Origin of the sequence: Paenirhodobacter sp. (assembly GCF_047600745.1) — a bacterium.
GTDB lineage: Bacteria > Pseudomonadota > Alphaproteobacteria > Rhodobacterales > Rhodobacteraceae > Rhodobacter.
The window spans coordinates 118,671-141,714 of record NZ_JASGKI010000001.1; the positions used below are offsets into that span (position 1 = coordinate 118,671).

The 23,044-nt window shown below is 65.7% G+C and carries 18 protein-coding genes, 3 tRNA genes and 5 pseudogenes; 16 read left to right on the forward strand and 10 right to left on the reverse strand.

Going from position 1 to position 23,044, the window contains the following annotated elements; genetic code table 11:
- Positions 1-57: 57 nt before the first annotated feature.
- Positions 58-1,269 carry an N-acetylmuramoyl-L-alanine amidase gene (locus QM789_RS00630; protein ID WP_420350067.1) on the reverse strand — a complete coding sequence of 404 codons (1,212 nt, stop codon included), beginning with the start codon at positions 1,267-1,269 and terminating at the stop codon, positions 58-60.
- Between the two features lie 49 nt (positions 1,270-1,318).
- Positions 1,319-2,458 (reverse strand): pyridoxal phosphate-dependent aminotransferase, encoded by a 1,140-nt coding sequence (locus QM789_RS00635; protein WP_420350068.1) that lies wholly within the window; start codon positions 2,456-2,458, stop codon positions 1,319-1,321.
- Positions 2,459-2,579: 121 nt separating this feature from the next.
- Here QM789_RS00635 and QM789_RS00640 point away from each other — a divergent pair, with 121 nt between their 5' ends.
- Entirely contained in the window at positions 2,580-3,320 is a 741-nt protein-coding gene (locus QM789_RS00640; RefSeq protein ID WP_420350069.1) for a DsbA family protein, read from the forward strand.
- Here the strand turns inward: QM789_RS00640 and QM789_RS00645 are convergent.
- The 4 genes from QM789_RS00645 to hemA form a co-directional block, all read right to left on the reverse strand.
- A complete protein-coding gene (locus QM789_RS00645; protein WP_420350070.1) occupies positions 3,308-4,531 on the reverse strand; it encodes an Hsp70 family protein in 1,224 nt (407 codons plus the stop codon). The genes QM789_RS00640 and QM789_RS00645 overlap by 13 nt on opposite strands.
- A gap of 49 nt (positions 4,532-4,580) precedes the next feature.
- Positions 4,581-5,702, reverse strand: a complete 1,122-nt coding sequence (gene ispG / locus QM789_RS00650; protein WP_420350071.1) for a flavodoxin-dependent (E)-4-hydroxy-3-methylbut-2-enyl-diphosphate synthase — start codon at positions 5,700-5,702, stop codon at positions 4,581-4,583.
- 80 nt (positions 5,703-5,782) lie between these two features.
- Positions 5,783-7,012 (reverse strand): RodZ domain-containing protein, encoded by a 1,230-nt coding sequence (locus tag QM789_RS00655; RefSeq protein WP_420350072.1) that lies wholly within the window; start codon positions 7,010-7,012, stop codon positions 5,783-5,785.
- A 110-nt stretch (positions 7,013-7,122) separates the two neighbouring features.
- On the reverse strand, positions 7,123-8,349 hold the full coding sequence (hemA, locus tag QM789_RS00660; protein ID WP_420350073.1) for a 5-aminolevulinate synthase: 1,227 nt from the start codon (positions 8,347-8,349) through the stop codon (positions 7,123-7,125).
- A gap of 643 nt (positions 8,350-8,992) precedes the next feature.
- Here hemA and QM789_RS00665 point away from each other — a divergent pair.
- The 8 genes and pseudogenes from QM789_RS00665 to QM789_RS00700 all read left to right on the forward strand — a co-directional run bounded on the left by QM789_RS00665 (position 8,993) and on the right by QM789_RS00700 (position 13,096).
- Positions 8,993-9,068, forward strand: a tRNA-Phe gene (locus QM789_RS00665).
- A 566-nt stretch (positions 9,069-9,634) separates the two neighbouring features.
- A pseudogene (locus QM789_RS00670) lies at positions 9,635-9,807 on the forward strand (transposase); the annotation flags it as partial.
- 56 nt (positions 9,808-9,863) lie between these two features.
- The gene (locus QM789_RS00675; protein WP_420350074.1) at positions 9,864-10,187 is read left to right on the forward strand and encodes a transposase; all 324 of its coding nucleotides are present in this window, start codon (positions 9,864-9,866) and stop codon (positions 10,185-10,187) included.
- 127 nt (positions 10,188-10,314) lie between these two features.
- Positions 10,315-10,440 (forward strand): annotated as a pseudogene (locus tag QM789_RS00680) (integrase core domain-containing protein); the annotation flags it as partial.
- A 698-nt stretch (positions 10,441-11,138) separates the two neighbouring features.
- Positions 11,139-11,228 (forward strand) — tRNA-Ser (locus QM789_RS00685).
- A gap of 168 nt (positions 11,229-11,396) precedes the next feature.
- Positions 11,397-11,657 (forward strand): annotated as a pseudogene (locus QM789_RS00690) (hypothetical protein); the annotation flags it as partial.
- Between the two features lie 75 nt (positions 11,658-11,732).
- Positions 11,733-12,719 carry a site-specific integrase gene (locus QM789_RS00695; RefSeq protein WP_420350075.1) on the forward strand — a complete coding sequence of 329 codons (987 nt, stop codon included), beginning with the start codon at positions 11,733-11,735 and terminating at the stop codon, positions 12,717-12,719.
- 170 nt (positions 12,720-12,889) lie between these two features.
- A complete protein-coding gene (locus tag QM789_RS00700) occupies positions 12,890-13,096 on the forward strand; it encodes a hypothetical protein (RefSeq protein ID WP_420350076.1) in 207 nt (68 codons plus the stop codon).
- 181 nt (positions 13,097-13,277) lie between these two features.
- Here QM789_RS00700 and QM789_RS00705 read toward each other — a convergent pair.
- The 3 genes and pseudogenes from QM789_RS00705 to QM789_RS00715 form a co-directional block, all read right to left on the reverse strand.
- Positions 13,278-13,367, reverse strand: a tRNA-Ser gene (locus tag QM789_RS00705).
- 289 nt (positions 13,368-13,656) lie between these two features.
- Positions 13,657-13,906 (reverse strand): annotated as a pseudogene (locus tag QM789_RS00710) (IS256 family transposase); the annotation flags it as partial.
- Positions 13,907-14,378: 472 nt separating this feature from the next.
- Positions 14,379-14,516 carry a hypothetical protein gene (locus QM789_RS00715; RefSeq protein WP_420350077.1) on the reverse strand — a complete coding sequence of 46 codons (138 nt, stop codon included), beginning with the start codon at positions 14,514-14,516 and terminating at the stop codon, positions 14,379-14,381.
- 436 nt (positions 14,517-14,952) lie between these two features.
- Between QM789_RS00715 and tpa the strand changes: the two are divergent.
- The 3 genes and pseudogenes from tpa to pth all read left to right on the forward strand — a co-directional run bounded on the left by tpa (position 14,953) and on the right by pth (position 18,586).
- Positions 14,953-16,333, forward strand: a pseudogene (tpa, locus tag QM789_RS00720) (hypotaurine--pyruvate aminotransferase Tpa).
- 102 nt (positions 16,334-16,435) lie between these two features.
- A complete protein-coding gene (locus QM789_RS00725) occupies positions 16,436-17,881 on the forward strand; it encodes a PLP-dependent aminotransferase family protein (protein ID WP_420350078.1) in 1,446 nt (481 codons plus the stop codon).
- A 36-nt stretch (positions 17,882-17,917) separates the two neighbouring features.
- Positions 17,918-18,586, forward strand: coding sequence for an aminoacyl-tRNA hydrolase (gene pth / locus QM789_RS00730; RefSeq protein WP_420350079.1), 669 nt, complete (start codon positions 17,918-17,920; stop codon positions 18,584-18,586).
- Here the strand turns inward: pth and QM789_RS00735 are convergent, their stop codons facing one another.
- Entirely contained in the window at positions 18,587-19,015 is a 429-nt protein-coding gene (locus tag QM789_RS00735) for a VOC family protein (protein ID WP_420350080.1), read from the reverse strand.
- Positions 19,016-19,130: 115 nt separating this feature from the next.
- Between QM789_RS00735 and thyX the strand changes: the two genes are divergently transcribed.
- From thyX to QM789_RS00755, 4 genes are all read left to right on the forward strand, one after another.
- Positions 19,131-20,045: an FAD-dependent thymidylate synthase gene (thyX, locus tag QM789_RS00740; RefSeq protein WP_420350081.1), complete on the forward strand. Its 915-nt coding sequence runs from the start codon at positions 19,131-19,133 to the stop codon at positions 20,043-20,045.
- Between the two features lie 117 nt (positions 20,046-20,162).
- A complete protein-coding gene (locus QM789_RS00745; protein WP_420350082.1) occupies positions 20,163-21,338 on the forward strand; it encodes a D-alanyl-D-alanine carboxypeptidase family protein in 1,176 nt (391 codons plus the stop codon).
- Positions 21,338-21,949, forward strand: coding sequence for a dTMP kinase (gene tmk, locus QM789_RS00750; RefSeq protein ID WP_420350083.1), 612 nt, complete (start codon positions 21,338-21,340; stop codon positions 21,947-21,949). Before QM789_RS00745 ends, tmk begins: the two co-directional genes overlap by 1 nt.
- Positions 21,946-23,031, forward strand: coding sequence for a DNA polymerase III subunit delta' (locus QM789_RS00755; protein WP_420350084.1), 1,086 nt, complete (start codon positions 21,946-21,948; stop codon positions 23,029-23,031). Before tmk ends, QM789_RS00755 begins: the two co-directional genes overlap by 4 nt.
- Positions 23,032-23,044 lie beyond the last annotated feature (13 nt).

The window sequence follows — 23,044 nt, forward strand, 5'->3', positions numbered from 1 at the left end:
GACCCTATACCGCGCACGGGGTCCGGGGTCAAAACAAGTTCCCGTCACGGTGGCGGGCTATTGCCGTAGCAACTTGCCCTCCGCCGCATCGGCCTGCGCCCAGCTTTCGATGCCGCGCGTGATCGCCTGCGCCATCTGCGCGCGCCATTGCGGATCAAGCAGCCGCATCCGGTCCGCGGCCGAGGACAGGAACCCCAGTTCGACCAGAGCGGAGGGAATATCGGGCGATTTCAGCACCGCGAAATCGGCGCGCTGCACCGGATGGCGGTGCATCTGCAACCCCGCGCCCTTGATCGCCCCCGCCAGCACCTGCCCCAGCCGGACGGAACGCGGCTGCGTCTCGGCCCGCGCCATATCCATCAGCACGCCCGCCACATTGTCGTCATGCCCGGTCAGGTCCACCCCCGCCAAGAGGTCCGCCCGGTCGTGCCGCTCGGCCAGCTTCTGCGACGCCGCATCGAGGTCGCCCTCATCCAGCAGGTAGATCGTGGCGCCATTCGCCTCCCCCTCCGCCAGCGCATCGGCATGGAGCGACAGGAACAGGTCCGCCCCCGCCTCCCGCGCCACGGTGATCCGGGCTTCGAGCGGCACGAAGACATTCTCGCTGCGCGTCAGGCTCACCTGCATCCCGGCCCGGGTCAGCGCTTCCTGCAATTCGCGGGCAAAGGTCAGGGTCAGGACCGCCTCGGCCAGCCCGTCCGCCTCGGCCCCCGGGTCTATGCCGCCATGGCCCGGGTCCAGCACCACCTTCAGCGGGCGCGATCCGTCCTGCCGCTGATGCGGGGGCAGGCCCGGCGCGGGCTGCGGCAGATCCCACAGCGCCGATTCGGGCGCGCCCTCGCGCGCGGCGAATTCCTCCGCGCTGGCCTTGCGCAGCCGCAGCACGATGCGCGGCGCCTCGCCGGTTTCCTCCTCTGCCTGTTCAAGCGCCGCCGGCCCGGACAGTTCCGCCACCAGCCGCGACCAGCCGGGCCGGAACCGGCCCCAGCGAATATCCCGGATCAACCCCGCGCCGGGCGGCTCGGGCCGGGTCGCGCCGAAATCCACCTCGCGGAAATCGGCCACCAGACGCGGCGGATCGTCGAGCAGAAAGGCCCGGAACGGCACCGGCTGGCTGATCCCAAGCGCGATCTGCGCCCGCTGCGCGCCATTTTCCAGCGTGCTGCGCGCCGGTTCCAGCCGCGCGAGCCCCGACAACTGCTGCGCCGCCCCCGGCAGCGCCAGCCACAGCCCCGCCACCAGGGCGATCATGCCCATAACAAATTTCATGCCTGCTCCGTTTTCCGCCATCCTAGCGCGAAGCGACGGGGCCGAACAGTCAGCGCGCGGCCATGAAGGCAGACAGCCGCCGCAGCCCCTCGGCAATGTCATCGGTCGAACGGGCATAGGAGAAGCGCAGCGTGGTCGCCCCCCGCACCGGATCGAAATCGAGCCCCGGCGTCACCGCCACCCCGGCCTTGTCGAGGATCTCGCGCGCGAAGGCGCCGCTGTCCTGTGTCAGATCGGACACATCGGCATAGATGTAGAAGGCCCCATCCGGCGGCGCGATCTTCGTGAACCCGGCCTTCGGCAGCCCCTCCAGCATCAGGCGGCGGTTTTCGGCATAGACGGCGCGGTTGGCCTCCAGCTCGTCGATCGCATCGAGCGCCGCCAGCGCGGCGACCTGGCTTGCATGGGTCGGGCAGATGAACATGTTCTGCGCCAGCCGCTCGACGGTGCGGACGTGATCTTCGGGCACGACCATCCAGCCGATGCGCCAGCCGGTCATGCTGAAATATTTCGAGAAGGAGTTGATGATATAGACGTCATCCGACACTTCGAGCGCGCTGACCGAGCGGCCTTCGTAGTGCAGGCCGTGATAGATCTCGTCCGAAATGAAGCTGATCCCGCGCGCCTGCGCCGTTTCGATCAGGGCGGCAAGCTCCGCCTTGCCCAGCATCGTACCCGAAGGGTTGCCGGGCGAAGCCACGATCAGCCCCTGCACATCGGCCGGGATTTCCTCCGGCACCGGCTGATAGCGGTTCGCGGCCTGCGTCGCGAACCCCACCGGTTCGACCGACATCGCCCGCAGGATCTGCCGGTAACTCGGATAGCCCGGCTCGCCCAATGCCACCCGGTCCCCCGCGTCGAACAGCGCCGAGAACGCCAGCAGGAACGCCCCCGACGACCCCGCCGTGACCACCACCCGGCCCGGATCCAGATCGACGCCATACCAGCGCTTATACAGCGCCGCGATGCCCTCGCGCAGCGCGGGCAGGCCAAGCGCCACGGTATAGCCCAGCGTGTCGCGTTCCAGCACATCGACCAGCGCATGCCGCGCCAGCGCGGGCGCGGGCGTCGAGGGCTGCCCGACTTCCATGTGGATGATGCGGCGGCCCGCGTCTTCGGCGGCGCGCGCGGCCTCCATCACATCCATCACAATGAAGGGATCGACCTGACCACGGGTTGAGAAACGCATCCTTCACCTCCATTCGGTATGGGTCTGCTGCCGATATGCCTCACCGAAGCCGGGGTCAATGCCGCTTGCGCCCGCCGGGCCATTGGCTCACTGTGCCCCGGAAAACCGCCAAGGACCGAAGATGAAACGCACGCTGTTCGCCGCCCTGCTCGCCATGACCGCCCTGCCCGTCCATGCGCTGGACCTTTCCGCGATGACGGATGCGGAAAAGGCCGCCTTCGGCGAGGCGGTGAAGGAATACCTGTTCGCGCATCCGGAGGTTCTGGTCGAGGCGATCAACAAGCTCGAAGAGCGTCAGGCCGCCGCCGAGGCGCAGAACGACGCCACCCTGATCCAGACCAACGCCAAGGATCTGTTCGAGGACGGGCATTCCTGGGTCGGCGGCAATCCGCAGGGCGATGTGACCATCGTCGAATTCACAGATTACAAATGCACCTACTGCAAAAAGGCCTACCCCGAGGTCAACACCCTGCTGAAGACCGACGGCAACATCCGCTTCGTGGTGAAGGAATTCCCGATCCTCGGGCGGCAATCCGAACTGGCGGCGCGCTTCGCCGTGGCGGTTCAGCAGGTGGCGGGCGACGCCGCCTATGCGCAGGTGCATGACGATCTGATGAATTTCCGCGGGGACATCACGCTCGACAGCCTGAAGCGGCTGGCCGAAACACGCAAGCTGGACGCCGATGCGCTGATGAAGCGGATGAACGAGGAAGAGGTGACCAACGTCCTGCGCGCCAACTACAAGCTGGCCGAACGGATGGGCATCGCGGGCACCCCCGCCTTCGTCATCGGCGGCGAGATGTTGCGCGGCTATGCGCCGCTGCAACAGATGCAGCAGATCGTCGCCGGTCAGCGCGACTGACGCGCCGCAAGCGCCAACCCGTCCACCACCGCCGTGAAGGCTTCGGAGCGCAGCAGCCGCGCGCCGGGGCACAGGGCGGTGGATTCCTCGGCCACCACCGCCATCAGGCTGGAACCACCGACGAGGATCACCCGACCCACATCGCCCGGCGCCACCCCCGCCATCGCCAGCGTCAGGGCGGCGGCCTCGCGCAGCCGCAATCGGGCGTCGTGCAGCGCGGCGTTCAGGCTGGCGGCGGTGATCCCCGCGCTCAGACCCTTCTCGATGAAGCCCATCGCGATCCGCCCCTCCGCCGCGCCATTCGCGGCGATCTTGCCGCGCTCGACCGCGAAGGCCAGTTCATGGCCGAGTTCATCCTCGATCACCGTGGCGAAACGCGCCATCCGTTGCGGTTCGACCGCCGAACGCACCATCCCTTTCACCAACCGCCGGGTTTCGGGCGTATAAAGGAACGGGATCTTCGCCCAGGTCGCCAGATCGACATAGGGCGCGCGCGGCACCGGCAAGAGCCCGGCCCCCATCTCGCGCCGCAACTGCCCGTTCAGGCCCAGTTCCGGCATCGCATGGGCCATCGACACTGCATGGTCGAAATCCGTTCCGCCCAGCCGGATGCCGTGGCTGGCCAGAATGCGGCCCTGATGAAACACGCTGAAATCCGAGGTGCCGCCGCCAATGTCAACAATCAGCCCGATCTCCTCCGCCCCGCCCATATCGGCACAGGCGATTGCCGCCGCTTCGGGTTCGGGCAGGAACTCCACCGCCTCGAACCCCGCCGCCAGATAGCAGGCGCGCAGATCCGCCTCGGCCTGCGCATCCTTCGCCGCGTCATCGTTGAAATGCACCGGACGGCCAGAGAGCGCGCGGGGGAACCGCTGGCCGGTCTGTGCCTCCGCCCGGGTGCGCAGTTCGGTCAGAAAGGCGGTGATGATCTGCGCGACCGTGCGCCGCTTGCCGCCGATCAGCCGCGATTCATGCAGCAGCGGATGACCCAGCACGCTTTTCAGCGCGCGCATATAGCGGCCATCCTCACGCGCGATCAGCGCATCCCCCGCCGCGGCGCCGATCCGCATCGCACCGCCCTCCGCCGGGAAGAACACCGCCGTGGGCAGGGTCTCGGCGCCGCGCTCCACCGGGATGCGGTAGATCCCGCCATCCCAGGCGATCGCCGCCGCCGAATTCGAGGTTCCGAAATCTATCGCGAGTGTCTGCATGCTGGGCCTCCGGACCGGCCCTGCTAGCGGAGTTCCCGCGCGGTGGCAACTACTCGGCGGCGTTCTGCGCGGCCTCGATCGCCTCGGCGCGCTCCTCGACCAGACGGACGATCTCCTCGATCATCTGGGCGTTGGTCATCTTGTGGCTCTGCTTGCCCGCCATATAGACCATGCCAGACCCCGCGCCGCCGCCGGTGAAGCCGATGTCGGTCATCAGCGCCTCGCCCGGGCCGTTCACCACGCAGCCGATGATCGACAGGCTCATCGGCGTCTTGATATGTTCGAGCCGTTTTTCCAGCGCCTCGACCGTCCTGATCACGTCGAACCCCTGCCGCGCGCAGGACGGGCAGGAGATGATCTGCACCCCCCGCGTGCGCAGGCCGAGCGCCTTGAGGATCTCGAACCCGACCTTGACCTCCTCGACGGGATCCGCCGACAGGCTGACCCGCAGCGTATCGCCGATGCCCATCCACAGCAGGTTGCCAAGCCCGATCGCCGATTTCACCGTGCCGGTGGTCAGCCCGCCCGCCTCGGTGATGCCGAGGTGGATCGGCGCATCCGTCGCCTCCGCCAGCGCCTGATAGGCGGCGGCGGCGAGGAACACGTCCGACGCCTTCACCGAAATCTTGAACTCGTGGAAATCGTTGTCCTCAAGGATCCGGATATGGTCGAGCCCGGATTCCACCATCGCCTCGGGGCACGGCTCGCCGTATTTCTCCAGCAGGTGCTTTTCCAGCGATCCGGCATTGACCCCGATCCGGATCGAACAGCCATGATCCTTCGCGGCCTTGATCACCTCGCGCACGCGCGCAGCATCGCCGATATTGCCGGGGTTGATCCGCAGGCAGGCCGCCCCCGCCTCCGCCGCCTCAATCGCGCGTTTGTAGTGGAAATGGATGTCCGCCACGATCGGCACCGGGCTTTCGCGGCAGATTTCCCTGAGCGCGCGGGTCGAATCCTGATCCGGCGTGGAAATCCGGACAATATCCGCCCCCACCTCCGCCGAGCGGATCACCTGATCCAGCGTCGCCTTCACATCCGAGGTCAGCGTGTTCGTCATCGTCTGCACCGAGATCGGCGCATCGCCCCCCACCGGCACCTTGCCCACCATGATCTGGCGCGATTTGCGGCGTTCGATCGTGCGCCACGGGCGGACGGAATTGAGCGACATGTCTGGCCTCCGGTTTACCTGCCAGAAATAGGACAGCCGCCGCCCGAGGGCAACGGCTGCTTCAACCATTCAAGAAACTGTCACTCGCCCGCCGAGATCACCGGCCCGGCATCGGCCACCGCGACCATCTTCGCCAGATCGCCATCCGCCGAGACATTCGCCACCGCGAATTTGCCGTTCAGCGCCTCGGGCGACAGCACGACATTCTTCGTCACCTCGCCCCGCTTGCCCGCCGGGCCATGGGCGACGCCGTTCACCGCGAAATAGACCGCACCCGATTCGCCGATCCGCATCACCGGCGGCTCTTCGAGCTTGGGCAGGACGAAACGCTCCCCCGCATCCATGACCTTTTCCAGCAGCACCGAGCCATCCGCCGCCTTGATCCGCACCCAGGACGGACGCACCGCCAGAACCTCGACCGCGGGCGCATCTGCGCCAGTGGTGCGGATCACGCTCGGCTCGGCCTGCGGCTGCGCGGCGGCGACCTGCATGACGGGCGCGGGCTGCGGCCCCTGCATCATCATCACCGGCGCGGGCGCATCGGGCATCCCGGTCCCTGCCAGGGCGCCGGTCTGGTTCGGGTCGATCGAGGCGATCGGCCCGTCCCGCGCGATCAGCACCGGGGTTTCCAGTGCCTGCGGCCGATAGATCCGGTCGAGCGCGTCCAGCGACGGCGCATCCGGCGCGGTTTCATTCGCGGCGGTCTGCAACGCCTGTTTCGCACTGTCGAGCGGGTCGATCTCCGCCGCGACGCCCGGCGTCTGATCCACCGGCGCCAGTTGCACCCGCTGCACTTCCTTCAGCACGGTCCAGCCGCCATAGCCCAGCCCCCCGGCCATCAGCCCGAGCAGCAGCACCGACCCCACGGCGCGCAACTCGATCTTCGACCAAAAGGATTCGGGCTTCGGAATGAAAGGCGTCGCCGGATTGGCGAAGACATCGCCCCCCTCGATCCGGATCGGCGCGGGCTTCGCCCCCGAGGCGGCGGGCGCCATGCCATGCGTCGGCTGAAAGCCGGATTCCTCGCAGAACCGCTCGAAAGCCCATTCGGCATCCATGCCGAGATAGCGCGCATAGGACCGCACATAGCCCGGGATGAAAGACGGCGCATCGAAGGCGGACAGATCCGTGCCTTCGATCGCAGCGATATAGGACGCCTTGATGCGCAGCTCCCGCTGAACATCCAGCAGCGACTTTGCCAAGGTCGCCCGCTCGCCGCGCATGATATCGCCCAGCTTCAACTCGAAGTCGTCGAAACCTTTCGGCTTGACCTCTTCCTGCGTCGAAGGAGCGCTCCTCCGCCCGATCATCTGCCCGATCCCGCCTCACACAACAAGGTTATCGATTCGCGAGCCTATGCCCGGAATACTTTACCAAGTCCTATCACAACCCGGAGAGCGCTGCATCCGCAGAACGCGGGTCACGCACTCGCTTCGGCGCGATTCAGCGCGCAGCGCGACCACAATGCGTCGATGGACCGCACCAGATGGTCGATCTGTTTCGCATCATGCACCGGAGAGGGCGTGAAGCGCAGCCGCTCGGTGCCGCGCGGGACCGTCGGGAAGTTGATCGGCTGAACGTAGATGCCGAATTCTTCGAGCAGCATGTCCGACAGCATCTTGGTATGCACCGGATCGCCGATGACGACAGGAACGATATGGCTGCCATGGTCGATGATCGGCATGCCGAGCGCCTTCAGCCGCATCTTCAGGATCCTCGCATGCAGTTGCTGCGCCTCGCGCAGCTTCGCGCCCTCCGGCCCCTTCAGGAAACGGATCGACGCCGCCGCACCCGCCGCCACCGCAGGCGGCAGCGAGGTGGTGAAGATGAACCCCGGCGCATAGGAGCGCAGCGCATCCATCATCCGCGCCGATCCCGCGACATAACCGCCATAAACGCCGAACGCCTTGCCCAGCGTGCCGTTGAAGATGTCGATCCGGGTTTCGCCCAGCTTCTCGGCGATCCCGGCGCCGCGCGGGCCATACATGCCCACGGCATGCACCTCGTCCAGATAGGTCAGCGCGTTGAATTCCGCCGCCAGGTCGCAGATCTCCCGGATCGGGCCGAAATCGCCATCCATCGAATAGACCGACTCAAAGGCGATCAGCTTCGGCGCAGCCGGGTCATCCGCCGCCAGAAGGGCCCGCAGATGCGTGAGGTCATTGTGCCGGAAGATCCGCTTTTCGCCCGCGCCGCGCTTGATCCCCTCGATCATCGAGGCGTGGTTGAGTTCGTCCGAATAGATGATCAGCCCCGGGAACAACCGGCGCAGCGTGCTGAGCGTGGCGTCATTGGCGATATAGGCCGAGCCGAAGACCAGCGCCGCCTCCTTGCCATGCAGATCGGCCAGCTCCGCCTCCAGCGCCTTGTGATAGGCCGTGGTGCCGGAAATGTTGCGCGTGCCGCCCGACCCTGCCCCTACGGCATCCAGCGCCTCGTGCATCGCCGCCAGAACCACCGGATTCTGCCCCATGCCCAGGTAATCGTTGCCACACCAGACGGTGATCTCCTTGCGCGTGCCATCCGGACGGGTCCAGACCGCCTTCGGATAGGCGCCCTTTTCGCGTACGATGTCGATGAAGGTGCGATACCGTCCCTCGTCATGCAGTCGGTTCAACGCGTGATCGAGAGCGAGTTCGTAATCCATATCCGTCTTCCCTTGCTTCGTCGCGGGGTGCCGTCGCGGGAGCAGCCTTACCGACCATAGGCGCGCGTCCCCTTGATAAAGATCAAAACCGGAGGATGGGAGTGAAAAATTGCCGCAGGGATTCATCAATTGGTCACCCCCCCGACCGTGGCGCGCGTCCGCCATGTCGCGACAGTCCGGCTCCGCCGCGCGAACCTGGCCGCCCCCTCGAACCAAACAGCGCCGGTTGAACTGCTCGACCAGGCAAACAGATCGCCTGTGGGCAGAGGTGCCGCGGACCTCGCGGGCCTTTGTGCGGAAGGCCAACCCAGACGCCGCCGGGGTGTGTTCCGGCGTGAGGTCCGGGATTGGGCACGCGGGGAAATCACTGCGGCCAAGTGGTGTTGCGGAAATGTCCGACCCGGGAACAGGGTAACGGTTGTGGACTTGCCTTCTGCACAAACCCCGGCGCCGAACGGGTTCGCCTCCCGACCAACCTGCCCCTGCCGCACGCCGGGGGACCGAAGATTTCTCGCGGGGACAAAATCCTGCCCCTCCGCACCCGCGAAGGTTCTTCACAAGAAAACATGCAAAAGGCACTGGACAGCATCAGCAATGTCATTTAGGAGACCCTCACAACGCGAGACAGCAATGCCCGCGCAGTGCCCAGATAGCTCAGTTGGTAGAGCAGCGGATTGAAAATCCGCGTGTCGCTGGTTCGATTCCGGCTCTGGGCACCATTTTTCAACGGATTAACAGAAGCGCATACGTTAAGGGTATCAGGCTTGTGTTCTGTGCCTGTTCTGTTCATTGGCGTCTCTCCCGCGCCGCCCCGGGCGTGCTTTTCCTGCCGGGCCTGGCCTGCATACTTGGCAATCATGGCCGTGGCGGCATGGCCGCTATAGGCGGCGATCTCGGCATCGGTGCAACTCGCCCACGCCAACTCCTTGATGCTACGATACCGAAGGGCATGCAGATCATAGGCCTCCAGCCCGAGGCGGATGCGTTCTTTCCGCACGGATTTCGCCATGTAGAAGTAGCTCATAGGGTTGCCGTTCGGCTGGGTCAGGATCGGGTGCGCCGCAATCGGTGTCTCCGCCATGCCCAGCCTCGCCTTCTCTAAGGCCGTTTTGAGAAGCCTTAGCGCGAGGGAGAACCAACAGTTTATCGGTTTTCCCCTGTCGCAACCGAAGCGTATCATCGTCATAGTCCCCCATGTAAAACGAAGCCAATCGCTACGGTCAGGACCTATAAATCCCCTTGAACGCAGGCAGTTGTCATGATTCACCCTCCACGGGGAGGGATCATGGGCGAGGTTTTCTGGGTGACCGATGCGCAGATGGAGCGGCTGCGGCCGTTCTTTCCGAAGTCCTGCGGGAAGCCGAGGGTCGATGACCGGCGTGTGCTGAGCGGCATAATCTTCATTCAACGCAATGGGTTGATGTGGAATCCGCACCCAACGAGTATGGACCACCGACTTGAGGGGACCGTGGCCCCGTTGGGGCCGCGTAAGCCCCGATGAACAAATCATCGGGATGCTCACTGGGTTGCCGACCTCTGGGCTTTGCCGGAAGCACGCATTGATCCCCGCGACGTTCTGCGAGCTGAAGGCCAGATACGGCGGTATGGAGCTGTCCGACGCCAGGCGGCTGAAGCGGCTTGAGGACGAGAACGCGAAGCTGAAGCGCCTGTTGGCGGGTGCGATGCTCGCACTGTTGTGCTCAAGGATCTCCTGGGAAAGCCCTGACGACGCCGATGCGGCGGCGGGACGCAGGGCTGCGGGCCATGAAGGATCATCCGATCCCTCAACGCCGGTCCCGCGCCCTGATCGGTGTCGATCCGAAGACGGTGCGGCGTGAACGGTCACCCGACAACCCGGAAATTCGCGACGAGACGCACAAGATCGCCGAGACGCGCCGCCGCTTCGGGTATCCGCGCGTGGGTATCATGCTGGAGTGCAAAGGCATGATCATGAAGTGGGGCGCCGAGTACAGGGTCGAATGGCACTACATCGCGCCTGGCAAGCCGATGCAGAACGGCTTGGTCGAAAGCTTCAACGGCCGAATGCGGGACGAGTTCCTGAACGAGACCTTGTTCCGCAACCTGGCCCATCCGCTTCAGATCGGCGTCCGGCACCGGACGCGGCTTGTCGCAGACACTGCCCCGGCCGATCCCCAGCAGGCTGACATTCAACCCAGCGGTGGGACCGATCATTTTCCTGCGCGCGCCAACAGACCCGCCTTGCCAAACGCGCCGGACATCGCAGCAGGAATCGTGGCGCCAGTAGGGGGCGCGCAAGTCCTGCGCAGGATCGTTCTTCAGCGTCAGCGCTCCGATCTTCGCATCCAGGGTCTTCACCAACAGCCAGTTCCGGATCGGCTTGCGGGGCTTCGCCGAACACCCAGACCGCGCCACGGCTTGATCTGGCCCGGATGAACGTCGAAATCCTGCGCCAAACCGATCAGCGCCTTCTCGTTGATCGCGGCGGACGCCACCTTTGCCCTGAATGCCGGCCTGTGGGTCCGGCGCGGCCTTCTGCCCATGCCCCTCTCCTCGCCCGTACCATCACGCCACCGTTGCTCGCAAAATCCACCTACCCAGGCTGCTCAGACTGACCCAGACAGAGCTTCCTTCCCACGCAGTCGATGATGCGTCATCGCAGGTCGGAGCACGTCGTCGAGCATCTGGCGCACCAGCAGACCGGCAGGTGGGAGATCTTGCCGACATCGTAACGTGACTTCTGAAGTGGAGCTTGCTTGATCTTGGAGGGACTTGGCAATCCCGCAGCTTACCGATAATTTCATGCACAAGGAGCAGTGGCAGAGTGGTCGATTGCTGCCGCCTTGAAAGCGGCCGGGCTCGAGAGGGCTCCGTGGGTTCGAATCCTACCTGCTCCGCCACCCTTCTCAGGATAATCGTTAAAATTCATCCGGTTAGGTTGCGACAGCAGGGGCCATGGGTCACACTTGGGGACACACATGGTTGTTCTGTATGAGTTGGGGGCCCTCCGTTTGGCAACGCGATACATCCTTCGCAGACCGGGGAAGCGGGTCTAGTCTTTCCGCCGCAGGGTGCCAAGGGAGTGTCGGCATCTGCACCCGGACAGGAACGGCAAACCCCGGACGATGCTTGAGTTCTCCCTAAGGACCACGGACGAACTGGAAGCCGCCAAGCTGGCCGATGCGCATACCCGGAGGCTGGATGCCCTATGGCTGGCCGTCCGGAGGGGAGACGCCTCGGAAGCCAACGTTGGGTTGGCCTTGGCCCGCATAGAAGCCGCAGGGTTGAAGCCCGGAGACGGCAAGAGGTTTCCGACCTGCCCCCATTGATGCTTTTCTTGATGCCCGTTGGGGCGGCTACGGGCACGAAAACCACCGACCGGAGCCCGGCTGGAAACGGACCTGTTGCTCGGGAAGCCCATCCCCCAGACCCTTTCGGACGCCATCGAGAAATATCGGGCGCTGGGCAAGGGCCCCAGGAACAAGATCGCTCAGGGGCAGTTCGACAGGGCTTGGGACGTCATGTTCGGAATTATCGGGGATGCCCTCCTGACCAGTATCAGGCGGGACCATGCCAACCAGTTCGTTGCGAAGCTGATAGACAGGGACGTAACCCCGGACACCATCGGCAAGTATCTGTCCCAGATCAGGCCGGTGATCGGCTTGGCAATCCGGGAGTTCGAGATAGACATGATCAACCCCTTCGAGAAGGTTGTCATCCCGGACAAGGGAACCGGGAAGCGGTATGAGCGGGACCCGTATGAGCTTGACCAACTCCGGGCCATCCAGAAGCGGTGCCGGGAAGTCAACGATCAACGGCGCTGGGCGATTGCCACAGCCTCGGACACAGGCGCACGGCTGGCGGAGATTGTCGGGATCAGGAAGGACGCCGTAGCCCTGGAGGCCCCCGTTCCGTATATCACCATTGCCCCCAACGAAATCCGGGGGGTGAAGACGGAGGAATCCGTCCGGAAGGTGCCGCTTGTCGGGGAGGCCCTGTGGGCGGTCGGACAGGCCATGACCACCGAAGGCCCCTACCTGTTCCCCGTGTTCCAGCCCAAGCGACCGGGCAAGGCGTTCAATGCCGGGACGGCATCTGCGGCGCTCATTAAATGGCTCAGGGAAAACAAGCTGGCGACGGAGCGGCAGGGGATGCACAGCTTCCGCCATACGCTTGAAGACCGCCTCAGGAACGCAGGGGTTCCCAAGGATGTCCGGGACCGGATCGGGGGCTGGAAGGTGCCGGGGGTTGGCGAGAGCTATGGCGACGGGTTCAGCTTGGGGGGTCGCCGAACACGTCGCGAAGGACATTGCTCACATTCGCACCAAAGCGGATGCCGACGCTACCGCGGTCCGAGACAGGGCGTTCGCGACTATTGCCGCCGACCCTGACAAGGCCGCAATCTATGCTGAAATCCGCGCCTACTGCGCCAGCCGCCGCACCGACCCAGTCTTCCGCGCCGAACTGGCGAAGATGGTTCGCGAAAACCGCGACGTGGCCGCAGCCCTGAACGTTGCGCCGGGTTTCTTGTCCGGTATCAGCGAAGAACGCCGCGAGGGGCTTGTTCTGGCGGCTGTTGAACACTTTGCGCCCGATGGCTGCGGCGATGATTCATGCGGTCGAAGTTGGCAAGGAAGCTGACAAGATCGAAGCCGGTATGCGGAAACTGAAAATCGCAGCCTACGACACGGCGCAGCCGAACAAAGCCTGCGAAACCTTCGTAGACGCTTCCGCGCCCTTCGCTGAACCGCCCGCCGCTGCGGAGTGAGCCGCGAGCACTTGTCTCAGAAAAATCCGAAAGGCCAAACTGCCGTCCCTTCGGGGGCGGCTTTTCCACGTTGTCGTGATCCCTTACGACCCGAAGCGTGACGCCTAGCAATTTTCAGACCATGCAATGCAGCGCGGATGGCCTTGCAAGCTGCTGATTTCATTAAAAATTTTCTTGGAAATGGCGGAGAGACAGGGATTCGAACCCTGGGACCCCGCAAAGGGTCAACGGTTTTCGAGACCGCCCCGTTCGACCGCTCCGGCACCTCTCCGCATCGGTGGTCTTAAGGTGAGACTGCGTTTAGCGTGACGAAGCGGGCGATGCAACCTGTTTTTCGTCAGGTCGGTGCCAGTGTTGTCTTCTTAGAAAATCCGGCAATTCGGGTACCGGAAAGTCTTCGGAGATCAAGATGCTGTTTGTGCCGCCGACCCGCGATGATGGGGGTCAGAGGGGTGGCGATTCGCCCGCCTGGGTCTTCGCCCGGGCGCCATGCTATAGATATCCCAGCGGGCGTCGAGGGAATTGCAGCCCGACGGTTACACAGGCCACGATGCCTTGCCGCCCTCGATCCGGGCACGCGGAACACGCACCGTCTCGGCGCTAAATGTGCCGGTCAGTTGGCCTTCGCGATGCCCGTGGCGGTACCCTTGACCTTGTCGTCACCGCAGTCGTAACGCAGGCGGCCAGTTCTTGTTCGAACAACGCCTCGATCGTCGCGCGGACGTTCGCCCGCAGGCGGCCTTCGATGAGATCATACCCGTTTGCATCGGGCAGCAGCGAAAAAAACGATCTGTCGATATTCTGCGTCATGGCGCGATTACCCTGGCGGTTGCCGCCGCCGGTTGGGTGGGCGTCAGTTCACCCGGAGAGTACGCCACCACACAATTGCCACCAATCTCAGATATGTTTTGGCTTATCTGGCCAGGTTCCGTGCGTTTTCCAAGTGGGTTTCCGTCTCGGTTACGCCGCCCGGGCTTCGGGCATCGGTTGGTTGAAGTCGGCCTGATCCGGGGTTTTCCCGTCAGGCGATGAATGCGGACGGCGGGTATTGCAGAAGCTCAGCTACCGACGGATCGCGGTGCGGGCTTGCGGGACGCTGGCAACGCCCCACCTTGAAGCCTTCGTGCACCGGCAAATCCGGCTGCCTGCGAACGGAAACTCCATGTGCAGCTTGTCGATTCGGTGCATCCGCTTCAGATCGGCGCCCGGCACCGGACGCGGCTTGTCGCAGACACTCCCCCGGCCGATCCCCGGCAGGCTGACACTCAGCCCGGCGGTGGGATCATTTTCCTGCGCGCGGGAACAGACCCGCCTTGCCAAGCGCGCCGGACATCGTGGCGCCAGTGGGGCCGCGCAAGTCCTGCGTAAGATCGTTTTCCAGCGTCAGCGCTCCGATCTTCGCATCCAGGGTCTTCACCAACAGCCGGTTCCGGATCGGCTTTCGGGGCTTCGCCGAACACCCAGGTCGCACCACGGCTTGATCTGGCCCGGATGAACGTCGAAATCCTGCGCCAAACCGATCAGCGCCTTCTCGCCCTTGAGACGCCACCTTTGCCCTGAATGCCGGCCTGTGGGTCCGGCGCGGTCTTCTGCCCATGCCCCTCTCCTCGCCCGCACCATCACGCCCCCGTTGCTCGCAAAATCCACCCACCCAGTCTGCTCAGACTGACGCAGACAGATCTCACCAGATGGGTGGATAGAATCCGTTCAAGCTCGGCTTGACGCGAAACATCAGCCCTCCCTGCGTATCATCCCGGGGTACGGACCCACCTGGCCCCATCCAAACGCGGGATCTGGCACTATCGCGATGCGTGGCCAGGGCGCACCAATAACCAAACCACTCCGGAGTCCAGCAGATGACCCTTTCCTTTTCCGCAAACGACCTGAGCCACGCGGTCGAAGCCGACCGCAAGAACGTCTGGCACCACCTGACCCAGCACAAGCCCTATGAAACCATCGACCCGCGCGTCTTCGTCGAAGGCAAGGGGATGAAGCTGTGGGACGCCACCGGCAAGGAATTCCTCGACGCCGTTTCGGGCGGGGTCTGGACGGTGAACGTGGGCTATGGCCGCGAGTTCGATCGCCAATGTGATCCGCGACCAGCTGATCAAACTGAACTACTGGGCAGGCGCCGGCGGCACCATCCCGGGCGCGCTCTTCGCCGAAAAGCTGCTGACCAAGATGCCCGGCATGACCCGGGTCTATTACTCGAACTCGGGCTCCGAGGCGAATGAGAAGGTCTACAAGATGGTGCGCCAGATCTCGGTGCGCCATTACGGCGGCAAGAAGAACAAGATCCTGTTCCGCGACCGCGACTATCACGGCACCACGATCGGCACGCTCGCGACTTCGGGACAGGACCAGCGCGCCGAACAATACGGCCCGTTCCCGGATGGCTTCGTCCGGGTGCCGCATTGCCTCGAATACCGCGCGCAATGGGACGTGGAAAACTATGGCGAACGCGCGGCGGATGCGATCGAAGAGGTGATCCTGCGCGAAGGCCCGGAAACCATCGGCGCGATCGTGCTGGAGCCGATCACCGCGGGCGGCGGCGTCATCACCCCGCCGCGCGGCTATTGGGAACGCGTGCAGGAAATCTGCCGCAAATACGAAATCCTGCTGCACATCGACGAAGTCGTCTGCGGCGTCGGCCGCACCGGCACCTGGTTCGGCTATCAGAACTACGGGATCGAACCGGATTTCGTGACCATGGCCAAGGGCGTCGCCTCGGGCTATGCGGCGATCTCCTGCACCGTCACCACCGAACGCGTCTTCGACATGTTCAAGGACGCCCCCGAAGACACGATGTCCCATTTCCGCGACATCTCCACCTTCGGCGGCTGCACGGCGGGCCCGGCGGCGGCGCTGGAAAACATCCGCATCATCGAGGATGAACAGCTTCTCGAAAACACCCTCGCCATGGGCAACCGGCTGATGGACAACCTGACCACGCTGATGGACAAACACGCCGCGATCGGCGACGTGCGCGGCAAGGGCCTGTTCTGCGGCGCCGAACTGGTGGCCGACCGCGCCACCCGCGAACCGGCGGATGAAAAGAAGGTCGCCGCCGTGGTGGCCGACTGCATGGCGCAGGGCGTGATCATCGGCATGACCAACCGCTCGATCCCGAAGCACAACAACACCCTGACCTTCAGCCCGGCTCTGATCGCGGGCACCGATGACATCGACCGCATCACCACCGCCGTCGATGGCGCGCTGACCCGCGTCTTTGGCTGACCGCACGCGCACAGGCGCGTGCTCACAGGCTTGAACGCCCGCCCCTTGGCGGGCGTTCGCATTTTGGTTGCCGGATGCCCACTCCTCGGGCCAGATCGGCAGATGACGATTCCCGCCGAAGCCTTCTTCCTCGACCGTAGCGCGGATACGCCGCTTCAGGCGCAGCTCCGCCGCCAGATCATCGCGGGCGTGCTCGAAGGCCGCTTCCGCGCGGGCGAGAAACTGCCCTCCTCGCGCCACCTCGCCACCCATCTCGGCGTCGCCCGCGTCACCGTGGCGCAGGCCTTCGCCGAACTCGTCGCCACCGATTACCTCGGCAGCCGCGCCCGCACCGGGCATTTCATCTCGGGCCGGATCACGCCGCTTCCCGCCCCCGCGCCGGACCCGCAGGGCGGTTTCGACTGGTCCCCCCTGCTCGATGGCCGCTATAGCCGGGGCGAGCGCAAGGACCGAGAGCCCGGCTGGCGTCGCTTCCGCTTCCCCTTTGTCTATGGGCAGGCCGATCCCGCGCTGGTCGATCATGCGGCCTGGCGCGACTGTGCCGTGCGCGCGCTCGGTCGGCGCGAATTCATCCCGCTGACCGGCGATCTGTATGGCGAGGACGACCCCGAACTCGTCGACTTCATCGCCCGCCACATCCTGCCCCGCCGCGGCATCCGGGCGCAGAGCGGCAACATCCTGCTGACGCTGGGTGCGCAGAACGGGCTGTGGCTCGCGGCGCAGATCCTGCTTGGCCCCGGGCGGCGCTGCGCCATCGAAGACCCGTGCTATCCCGGCCTGCGCCCGATCCTTGCCGCCACCGGGGCCGAGGTGATCCCCCTCGCCCTCGACCGCGACGGCCTGCCCCCCGACACCCTGCCCGAGGGCCTGACCGCCGTCTTCACCACCGCGAGCCACCAGAGCCCCACCAACACCGCCATGCCGTCCGCCCGCCGCGCGGCGCTCCTCACCCGTGCCGAAACCCACCGCTTCGCCATCATCGAAGACGATTACGAATTCGAGATGTCCTTCGCCGGGGCCCCCTCCCCGGCGCTGAAGGCGCGCGACGAGTCGGGCGCCGTCATCCACCTCGGCTCCTTCTCGAAATCCGTCTTCCCGGGGCTGCGGCTGGGCTATATGGTCGCCGATCCGGCGGTGATCCGCGAGGCCCGCGCGCTGCGTTCCCTCACGCTGCGCCACCCGCCCGGCATGCTGCAACGCACGCTCGCCTATTACCTCTCGCTTGGCCATTACGACGCACAGATGAACCGGATGCGCGCCGCCTATGCCGCCCGCCGCGCGGCGATGGAGGCGGCGATCGCGGCGCAGGGCCTCACTCCCGCCACGCTGGGCGGCGGGTCGAGCTTCTGGATGGCGATGCCGCAGGGGCGGTCTTCGGCGGTGCTGGCGGCGGCGCTTCAGGCGCAGGACGTGCTGATCGAACCCGGCGCGCCGTTCTTCGCCAATCCGGCGGCGGGCGCGGGTTTCTACCGGCTGGCCTATTCCTCGATCTCGGTCGAGCGCATCCCCGAAGGCATCGCCCGGATCGCCGCCGCGTTGCGCGCCTGACCCCGCCGCGCTAGAAGCGGCGCAAAGGAGACGGCGATGCAACTCTGGGTGGGGCTCGGCAATCCGGGCGCGAAATATGCGGCGAACCGGCACAACATCGGCTTCATGGCGCTGGACCGGATCGCGGCGGATCACGGCTTCGGCCCGTGGAAGGCGCGGTTTCAGGGCCAGGTCTCCGAGGGCCGCTTCGGTTCCGACCGGGTGATCCTGCTCAAGCCCGAGACCTTCATGAACCTGTCCGGCCAATCCGTCCGCGCGGCAGCGGATTTCTACAAGATCCCGGTCGAGGACATCACCGTCTTCCACGACGAACTCGACCTCGCGCCGGGCAAGATGCGGGTAAAGCAGGGCGGCGGCCACGCCGGTCACAACGGGCTGCGCTCGATCCATCAGCACATGGGCGAGGCCTATGCCCGCGTCCGGCTCGGCATCGGCCATCCGGGGCACAAGGACCGGGTGGCGGGCTATGTGCTGTCGGATTTCTTCAAGGCGGATCAGGACTGGCTGGACGATCTGCTGCGCGGGATCTCCGAAGGGGCGCCCGCCCTCGCGGCGGGCGAGGCGCAGAAGTTCCTGAACACGGTCAGCCTGCGCACCGCCCCGCCGCGTTCCTCGACCGGCACGCGGCCGGAGCCGAAACCGGCCCCCGCGCCCGAAGACACCCGCAGCCCGATCGAGAAACTGGCCGACCGGTTCAAACGCTGATCACCAGTGTCCGGTGTTCGGCATTGACGCCCAGGGTTCCTGCGGCGGCTTCCGCTCACCCATCTGCAACAGTTCGATCGACACATTGTCGGGCGAGCGGACAAAGGCCATGTGGCCGTCACGCGGCGGGCGGTTGATCGTCACGCCATGGTCCATCAGGGTCTGGCACATCGCATAGATGTCCTCGACCGCATAGGCGAGATGGCCGAAATGGCGGCTGTCGGAGGGCAGGCCCGTATCCCCGTCCCAGTTCCACGTCAGCTCGACCGGACATTCCGGCTGATCCTCCGGCGCCATGAAGACCAGCGTGAAGCGACCGGCCTCGTTCTCGGCCCGGCGGATTTCCTTCAACCCCAAGAGTTCATAGAACTTCATGCTGGCCTCAAGGTCCAGAACCCGGACCATCGTATGCAGGTATTTGATTTTCATGACCTTACCTCCGTGTCGCCCCAGAATTAGCCGGTTCCCCCCCGGCGTCAATCCGCGCCTGCATCTTCCGGGCGCTGCCTGTATAGTCCGGCGGGAATCGCTACGGAGACACCGCATGACCCTCACCCCCGAACAGCTTGCCGAGATCGAGGCCCAGCGGAGCGAAACCAGCCCCACCCTGCGCGCCACCGCGCCGGGGATGGAGGCGCATCTGTATACCGCGCATCCGGTGCTGGATCATGGCCTCGTGCGGGTGATCGACTACATGGGCGACGACAGCGCCATCACCCAGGCCGCGCGTGTCAGCTATGGCCGCGGCACGAAGGCAGTGAGCGACGACAGCGGCCTGATCCGCTATCTGATGCGGCACTGGCATTCGACGCCCTTCGAGATGTGCGAGGTCAAGTTCCACGTCAAGCTGCCGGTCTTCGTCGCGCGGCAGTGGATCCGCCACCGCACCGCCAATGTGAACGAATACTCGGCGCGCTATTCGATTCTGGACCGCGAATTCTACATCCCCGCGCCCGAACATCTGGCCGCGCAGTCCAGGGTCAACAACCAGGGCCGGGGCGAAGTCTTGCAGGGCGCCGAGGCGGCCCGGGTGCTGGACCTGCTGCGCGAGGATGCGATGCGCTCCTATGACCATTACGAAGACATGCTGACCCCCGATGCCGATGCGGGCAAGCTGGGCCTTGCGCGGGAACTGGCGCGGATGAACCTTCCGGCAAATGTCTACACGCAATGGTATTGGAAGATCGACCTGCACAACCTGTTCCACTTCCTGCGGCTGCGCGCCGACACCCATGCGCAATACGAGATCCGCGCCTATGCCGAAGCCATGTGCGCGATCGTCAAGGATTGGGTGCCGCTGGCCTATGCGGCGTTCGAAGATTACCGGCTGGGCGGTGTCACCCTGTCGGGCCGTGCGGTCGAGGTGCTGAAGCGGCGTCTGGCCGGAGAGGCCGTGACGCAGGAGACATCGGGCATGTCGAAGGGCGAATGGCGCGAATTCGCCGCCGTCTGGGGCTGATACCTCACGCATTTCTGAGCGGGCAGCCCCCAAGGGGGGCCGCTGGCGCTTTCCTTGGCCCGCCGGAGCGGTTAATCTTCACGCAAAGGCGAGTGCCGCCACGAAACAGGAGCCCCGATGCGCCTTCCCCGAGTAGCCCTTGTTGCCGCCCTCACCCTCTCGGTCGCCCTGCCCGCCGGGGCGTTTGAAACCCGTGCCCGCGCCGCCTGGGTCTATGACATGACGACGCAGACGGTGCTGCTCGACAAGAACGCGCACGAGCCGCTGCCCCCCGCCTCGATGTCGAAGCTGATGACGCTGAACATGCTGTTCGAGGCGCTGCGCGACGGGCGGGTGAACATGGACACGACCTTCGCCGTCTCGACCCGGGCGCGGAAGATGGGCGGCTCGACCATGTTCCTCAACGAGATGGACCGTCCCACGGTGCGCGAACTGATGCAGGGTATCGCGATCAATTCCGGTAACGACGCCTGCGTTGTCGTGGCCGAGGGGCTGGCCGGGTCCGAGGACAATTTCGCCCGGCAGATGACGGAACGCGCACGGCAGCTGGACATGAACGACTCGCATTTCGCCAATGCCTCGGGCTGGCCCGCGCCGGAACAACGCATGTCGATGCACGACCTTGGCGTGATCGCGACCCGGCTGATTACGGAATTTCCCGAATATTATCCGCTGTTTGCCGAGACGGAATATAATTACAAGGACCGCGCGCCCGCCAATGCGCATAACCGCAACCCGCTGCTGAGGATCAAGGCGGCGGATTGGCAGGCCGATGGGCTGAAAACCGGGCATACCGAGGAAGCGGGCTTTGGGCTGGTCGGATCCGCGGTGATGGGCGAACGGCGGATCATCTTCGTCGTCAACGGGCTGGCCAGCGAGACCGACCGCGCGCAGGAATCCGAGGCGATCGCCAACTGGGCCTTCCGGCAGTTCGTTCTGAAGACGGTGGTGGAAAAGGGCACGCGGCTGGCCGAAGCGCCGGTCTGGCTGGGGTCCGCGTCGAAGGTGGGGCTGGTGCCGGCCGAGGATGTGCGGCTGCTGCTGCCCGCCGGCGCGCTCGAAGACGTGAAGGCCGAGGCGGTGTTCGACGGCCCCGCGCGGGCGCCCTTCAAGGCGGGCGATCCGCTGGGCCAGCTGGTGATCCATATCCCCGGCCTTGACGAGCCGACGGTGGTGCCGCTGGTGGCGCAATCCGATGTGGAAAAGGGCGGCTTCCTCGTGCGGCTGCGTTCCGCCGCGGCGCATCTGTTCTCCCGTGCCGCGCAGACGGCGAGCGACGCCGCCGGAAGCTGATGTTCATCACCTTCGAGGGCATCGACGGTTCGGGGAAATCCACGCAGGCGCGGCGGCTGGCCGAGGCGCTGCGGGCGGGTGGGCGCGATGTCGTCCTGACCCGCGAACCGGGCGGCAGCCCCGGCGCCGAGGAAATCCGCGCGCTGGTGCTGCAAGGCGATCCCGACCGCTGGTCCCCCCAGACCGAGATCCTGCTGTTCACTGCCGCCCGGCGCGACCATCTGGAACGCCGGATCGACCCCGCGCTGAAGGCCGGGCAGGTGGTGATCTGCGACCGTTTCGCCGATTCGACACGGATGTATCAGGGCCTGCGCGAACCCGGCCTGCGCGCTCTGGTGGACGAATTGCACCGGCTGATGATCGGGCGCGAACCCGACCTGACCTTCCTGATCGACATCGCGGCGGAAACCGGGCTGGCGCGCGCCCGCGACCGTCAGGGCACCGAGGAGCGGTTCGAGGATTTCGGCCTGCCGCTGCAACAGAAGATGCGCGACGGCTTCCTCGCGCTGGCGCAGGCCGAACCGCAACGTTTCCGCGTCATCGACGGCATGCGGCCCGAGGCCGAGATCGCCGGAGAGGTGCTGTCCCTGACCCGGCGGGCGCTTGGATGAGCGACCTGCCCGATCCGACCGCCGTCGAAGGTGCGCCGCACCCGCGCGAAACCGAACGCCTCTATGGTCAGGCGCGGGCCGAGGCGGATTTTCTGGACGCTTTCAACACCGGTCGGCTGCACCACGGCTGGATGCTCACCGGCCCGCGCGGGGTAGGCAAGGCGACGCTGGCCTGGCGGATCGCGCGGTTCCTGCTGTCCGATCCCGGGGGGATGTTCGCGCCCGACAGCCTGAACACCGATCCGGAAAGCGCGCTGGCGCATCGGATCCGGGCGGGGGCGGAGCCGGGGATTTTCGTGCTGAAACGCGGCGAAAACGCCACCGGCACCGGCCTGTCGCAGGATATCCGCGTCGATGAGGTGCGCCGGGCCAAGGGCTTCCTGCACCTGAGCGCGGCCGAGGGCGGGCGCCGGGTGGTGATCGTCGACGCGGCGGACGAGATGAATGTGCAGGCGGCGAATGCTCTGCTGAAGCTGTTGGAGGAGCCGCCCGAGCGGGTGACCTTCCTGCTGGTCACGCATCAGCCTGCGCGGCTGTTGCCGACGATCCGCTCGCGCTGCCGCGAATTGCGGCTGGGCACCCTTGGCCCGGCGGATATGGCGCGCGCGCTGGAGGAAGCCGGGCTGATGCTCGAAGACGACGCCTCGGCGGTCACCGCACTGGCGGGCGGATCGGTGGGCGAGGCGGTGCGGCTGGTGAACCTCGACGGGATCGGCGCCTATGAGGGGCTGATCCGGCTGTTCGCCACCCTGCCCCGGCTGGACCGGCCACAGGCGGTGGCGCTGGCCGAACAGATGGGCGGCAAGCAGAACGAAACCCGGTTCGATCTGATGCTGGGCCTGATCGACCTGTTCCTTGCGCGGCTGGCGCGTACCGGATTGCAGGGCCCGCCGGTGCCCGAGGCCGCGCCGGGTGAGTCGGACCTGCTCGCACGGCTGGCCCCCGATGGCGCGGCTGCGATGAAATGGGCGACGCTGCACCAGACTTTGGGCGCGCGCGCACGGCATGGCCGGGCGGTCAACCTTGACCCCGGGGCGCTGGTCATGGATATGGTTCTGGAGATGACCGCGGCCGCCGCGTGATGGCCGCGCCGAA

Excerpts from the sequence above, each read along its gene's own strand:
- QM789_RS00630 (WP_420350067.1), bottom strand. The coding sequence starts at position 1,269 with ATGAAATTTGTTATGGGCATGATCGCCCTGGTGGCGGGGCTGTGGCTG.
- QM789_RS00635 (WP_420350068.1), bottom strand. The coding sequence starts at position 2,458 with ATGCGTTTCTCAACCCGTGGTCAGGTCGATCCCTTCATTGTGATGGAT.
- QM789_RS00640 (WP_420350069.1), top strand. The coding sequence starts at position 2,580 with ATGAAACGCACGCTGTTCGCCGCCCTGCTCGCCATGACCGCCCTGCCC.
- QM789_RS00645 (WP_420350070.1), bottom strand. The coding sequence starts at position 4,531 with ATGCAGACACTCGCGATAGATTTCGGAACCTCGAATTCGGCGGCGGCG.
- ispG (WP_420350071.1), bottom strand. The coding sequence starts at position 5,702 with ATGTCGCTCAATTCCGTCCGCCCGTGGCGCACGATCGAACGCCGCAAA.
- QM789_RS00655 (WP_420350072.1), bottom strand. The coding sequence starts at position 7,012 with ATGATCGGGCGGAGGAGCGCTCCTTCGACGCAGGAAGAGGTCAAGCCG.
- hemA (WP_420350073.1), bottom strand. The coding sequence starts at position 8,349 with ATGGATTACGAACTCGCTCTCGATCACGCGTTGAACCGACTGCATGAC.
- QM789_RS00675 (WP_420350074.1), top strand. The coding sequence starts at position 9,864 with ATGCTCACTGGGTTGCCGACCTCTGGGCTTTGCCGGAAGCACGCATTG.
- QM789_RS00725 (WP_420350078.1), top strand. The coding sequence starts at position 16,436 with ATGACGATTCCCGCCGAAGCCTTCTTCCTCGACCGTAGCGCGGATACG.
- pth (WP_420350079.1), top strand. The coding sequence starts at position 17,918 with ATGCAACTCTGGGTGGGGCTCGGCAATCCGGGCGCGAAATATGCGGCG.
- QM789_RS00735 (WP_420350080.1), bottom strand. The coding sequence starts at position 19,015 with ATGAAAATCAAATACCTGCATACGATGGTCCGGGTTCTGGACCTTGAG.
- thyX (WP_420350081.1), top strand. The coding sequence starts at position 19,131 with ATGACCCTCACCCCCGAACAGCTTGCCGAGATCGAGGCCCAGCGGAGC.
- QM789_RS00745 (WP_420350082.1), top strand. The coding sequence starts at position 20,163 with ATGCGCCTTCCCCGAGTAGCCCTTGTTGCCGCCCTCACCCTCTCGGTC.
- tmk (WP_420350083.1), top strand. The coding sequence starts at position 21,338 with ATGTTCATCACCTTCGAGGGCATCGACGGTTCGGGGAAATCCACGCAG.
- QM789_RS00755 (WP_420350084.1), top strand. The coding sequence starts at position 21,946 with ATGAGCGACCTGCCCGATCCGACCGCCGTCGAAGGTGCGCCGCACCCG.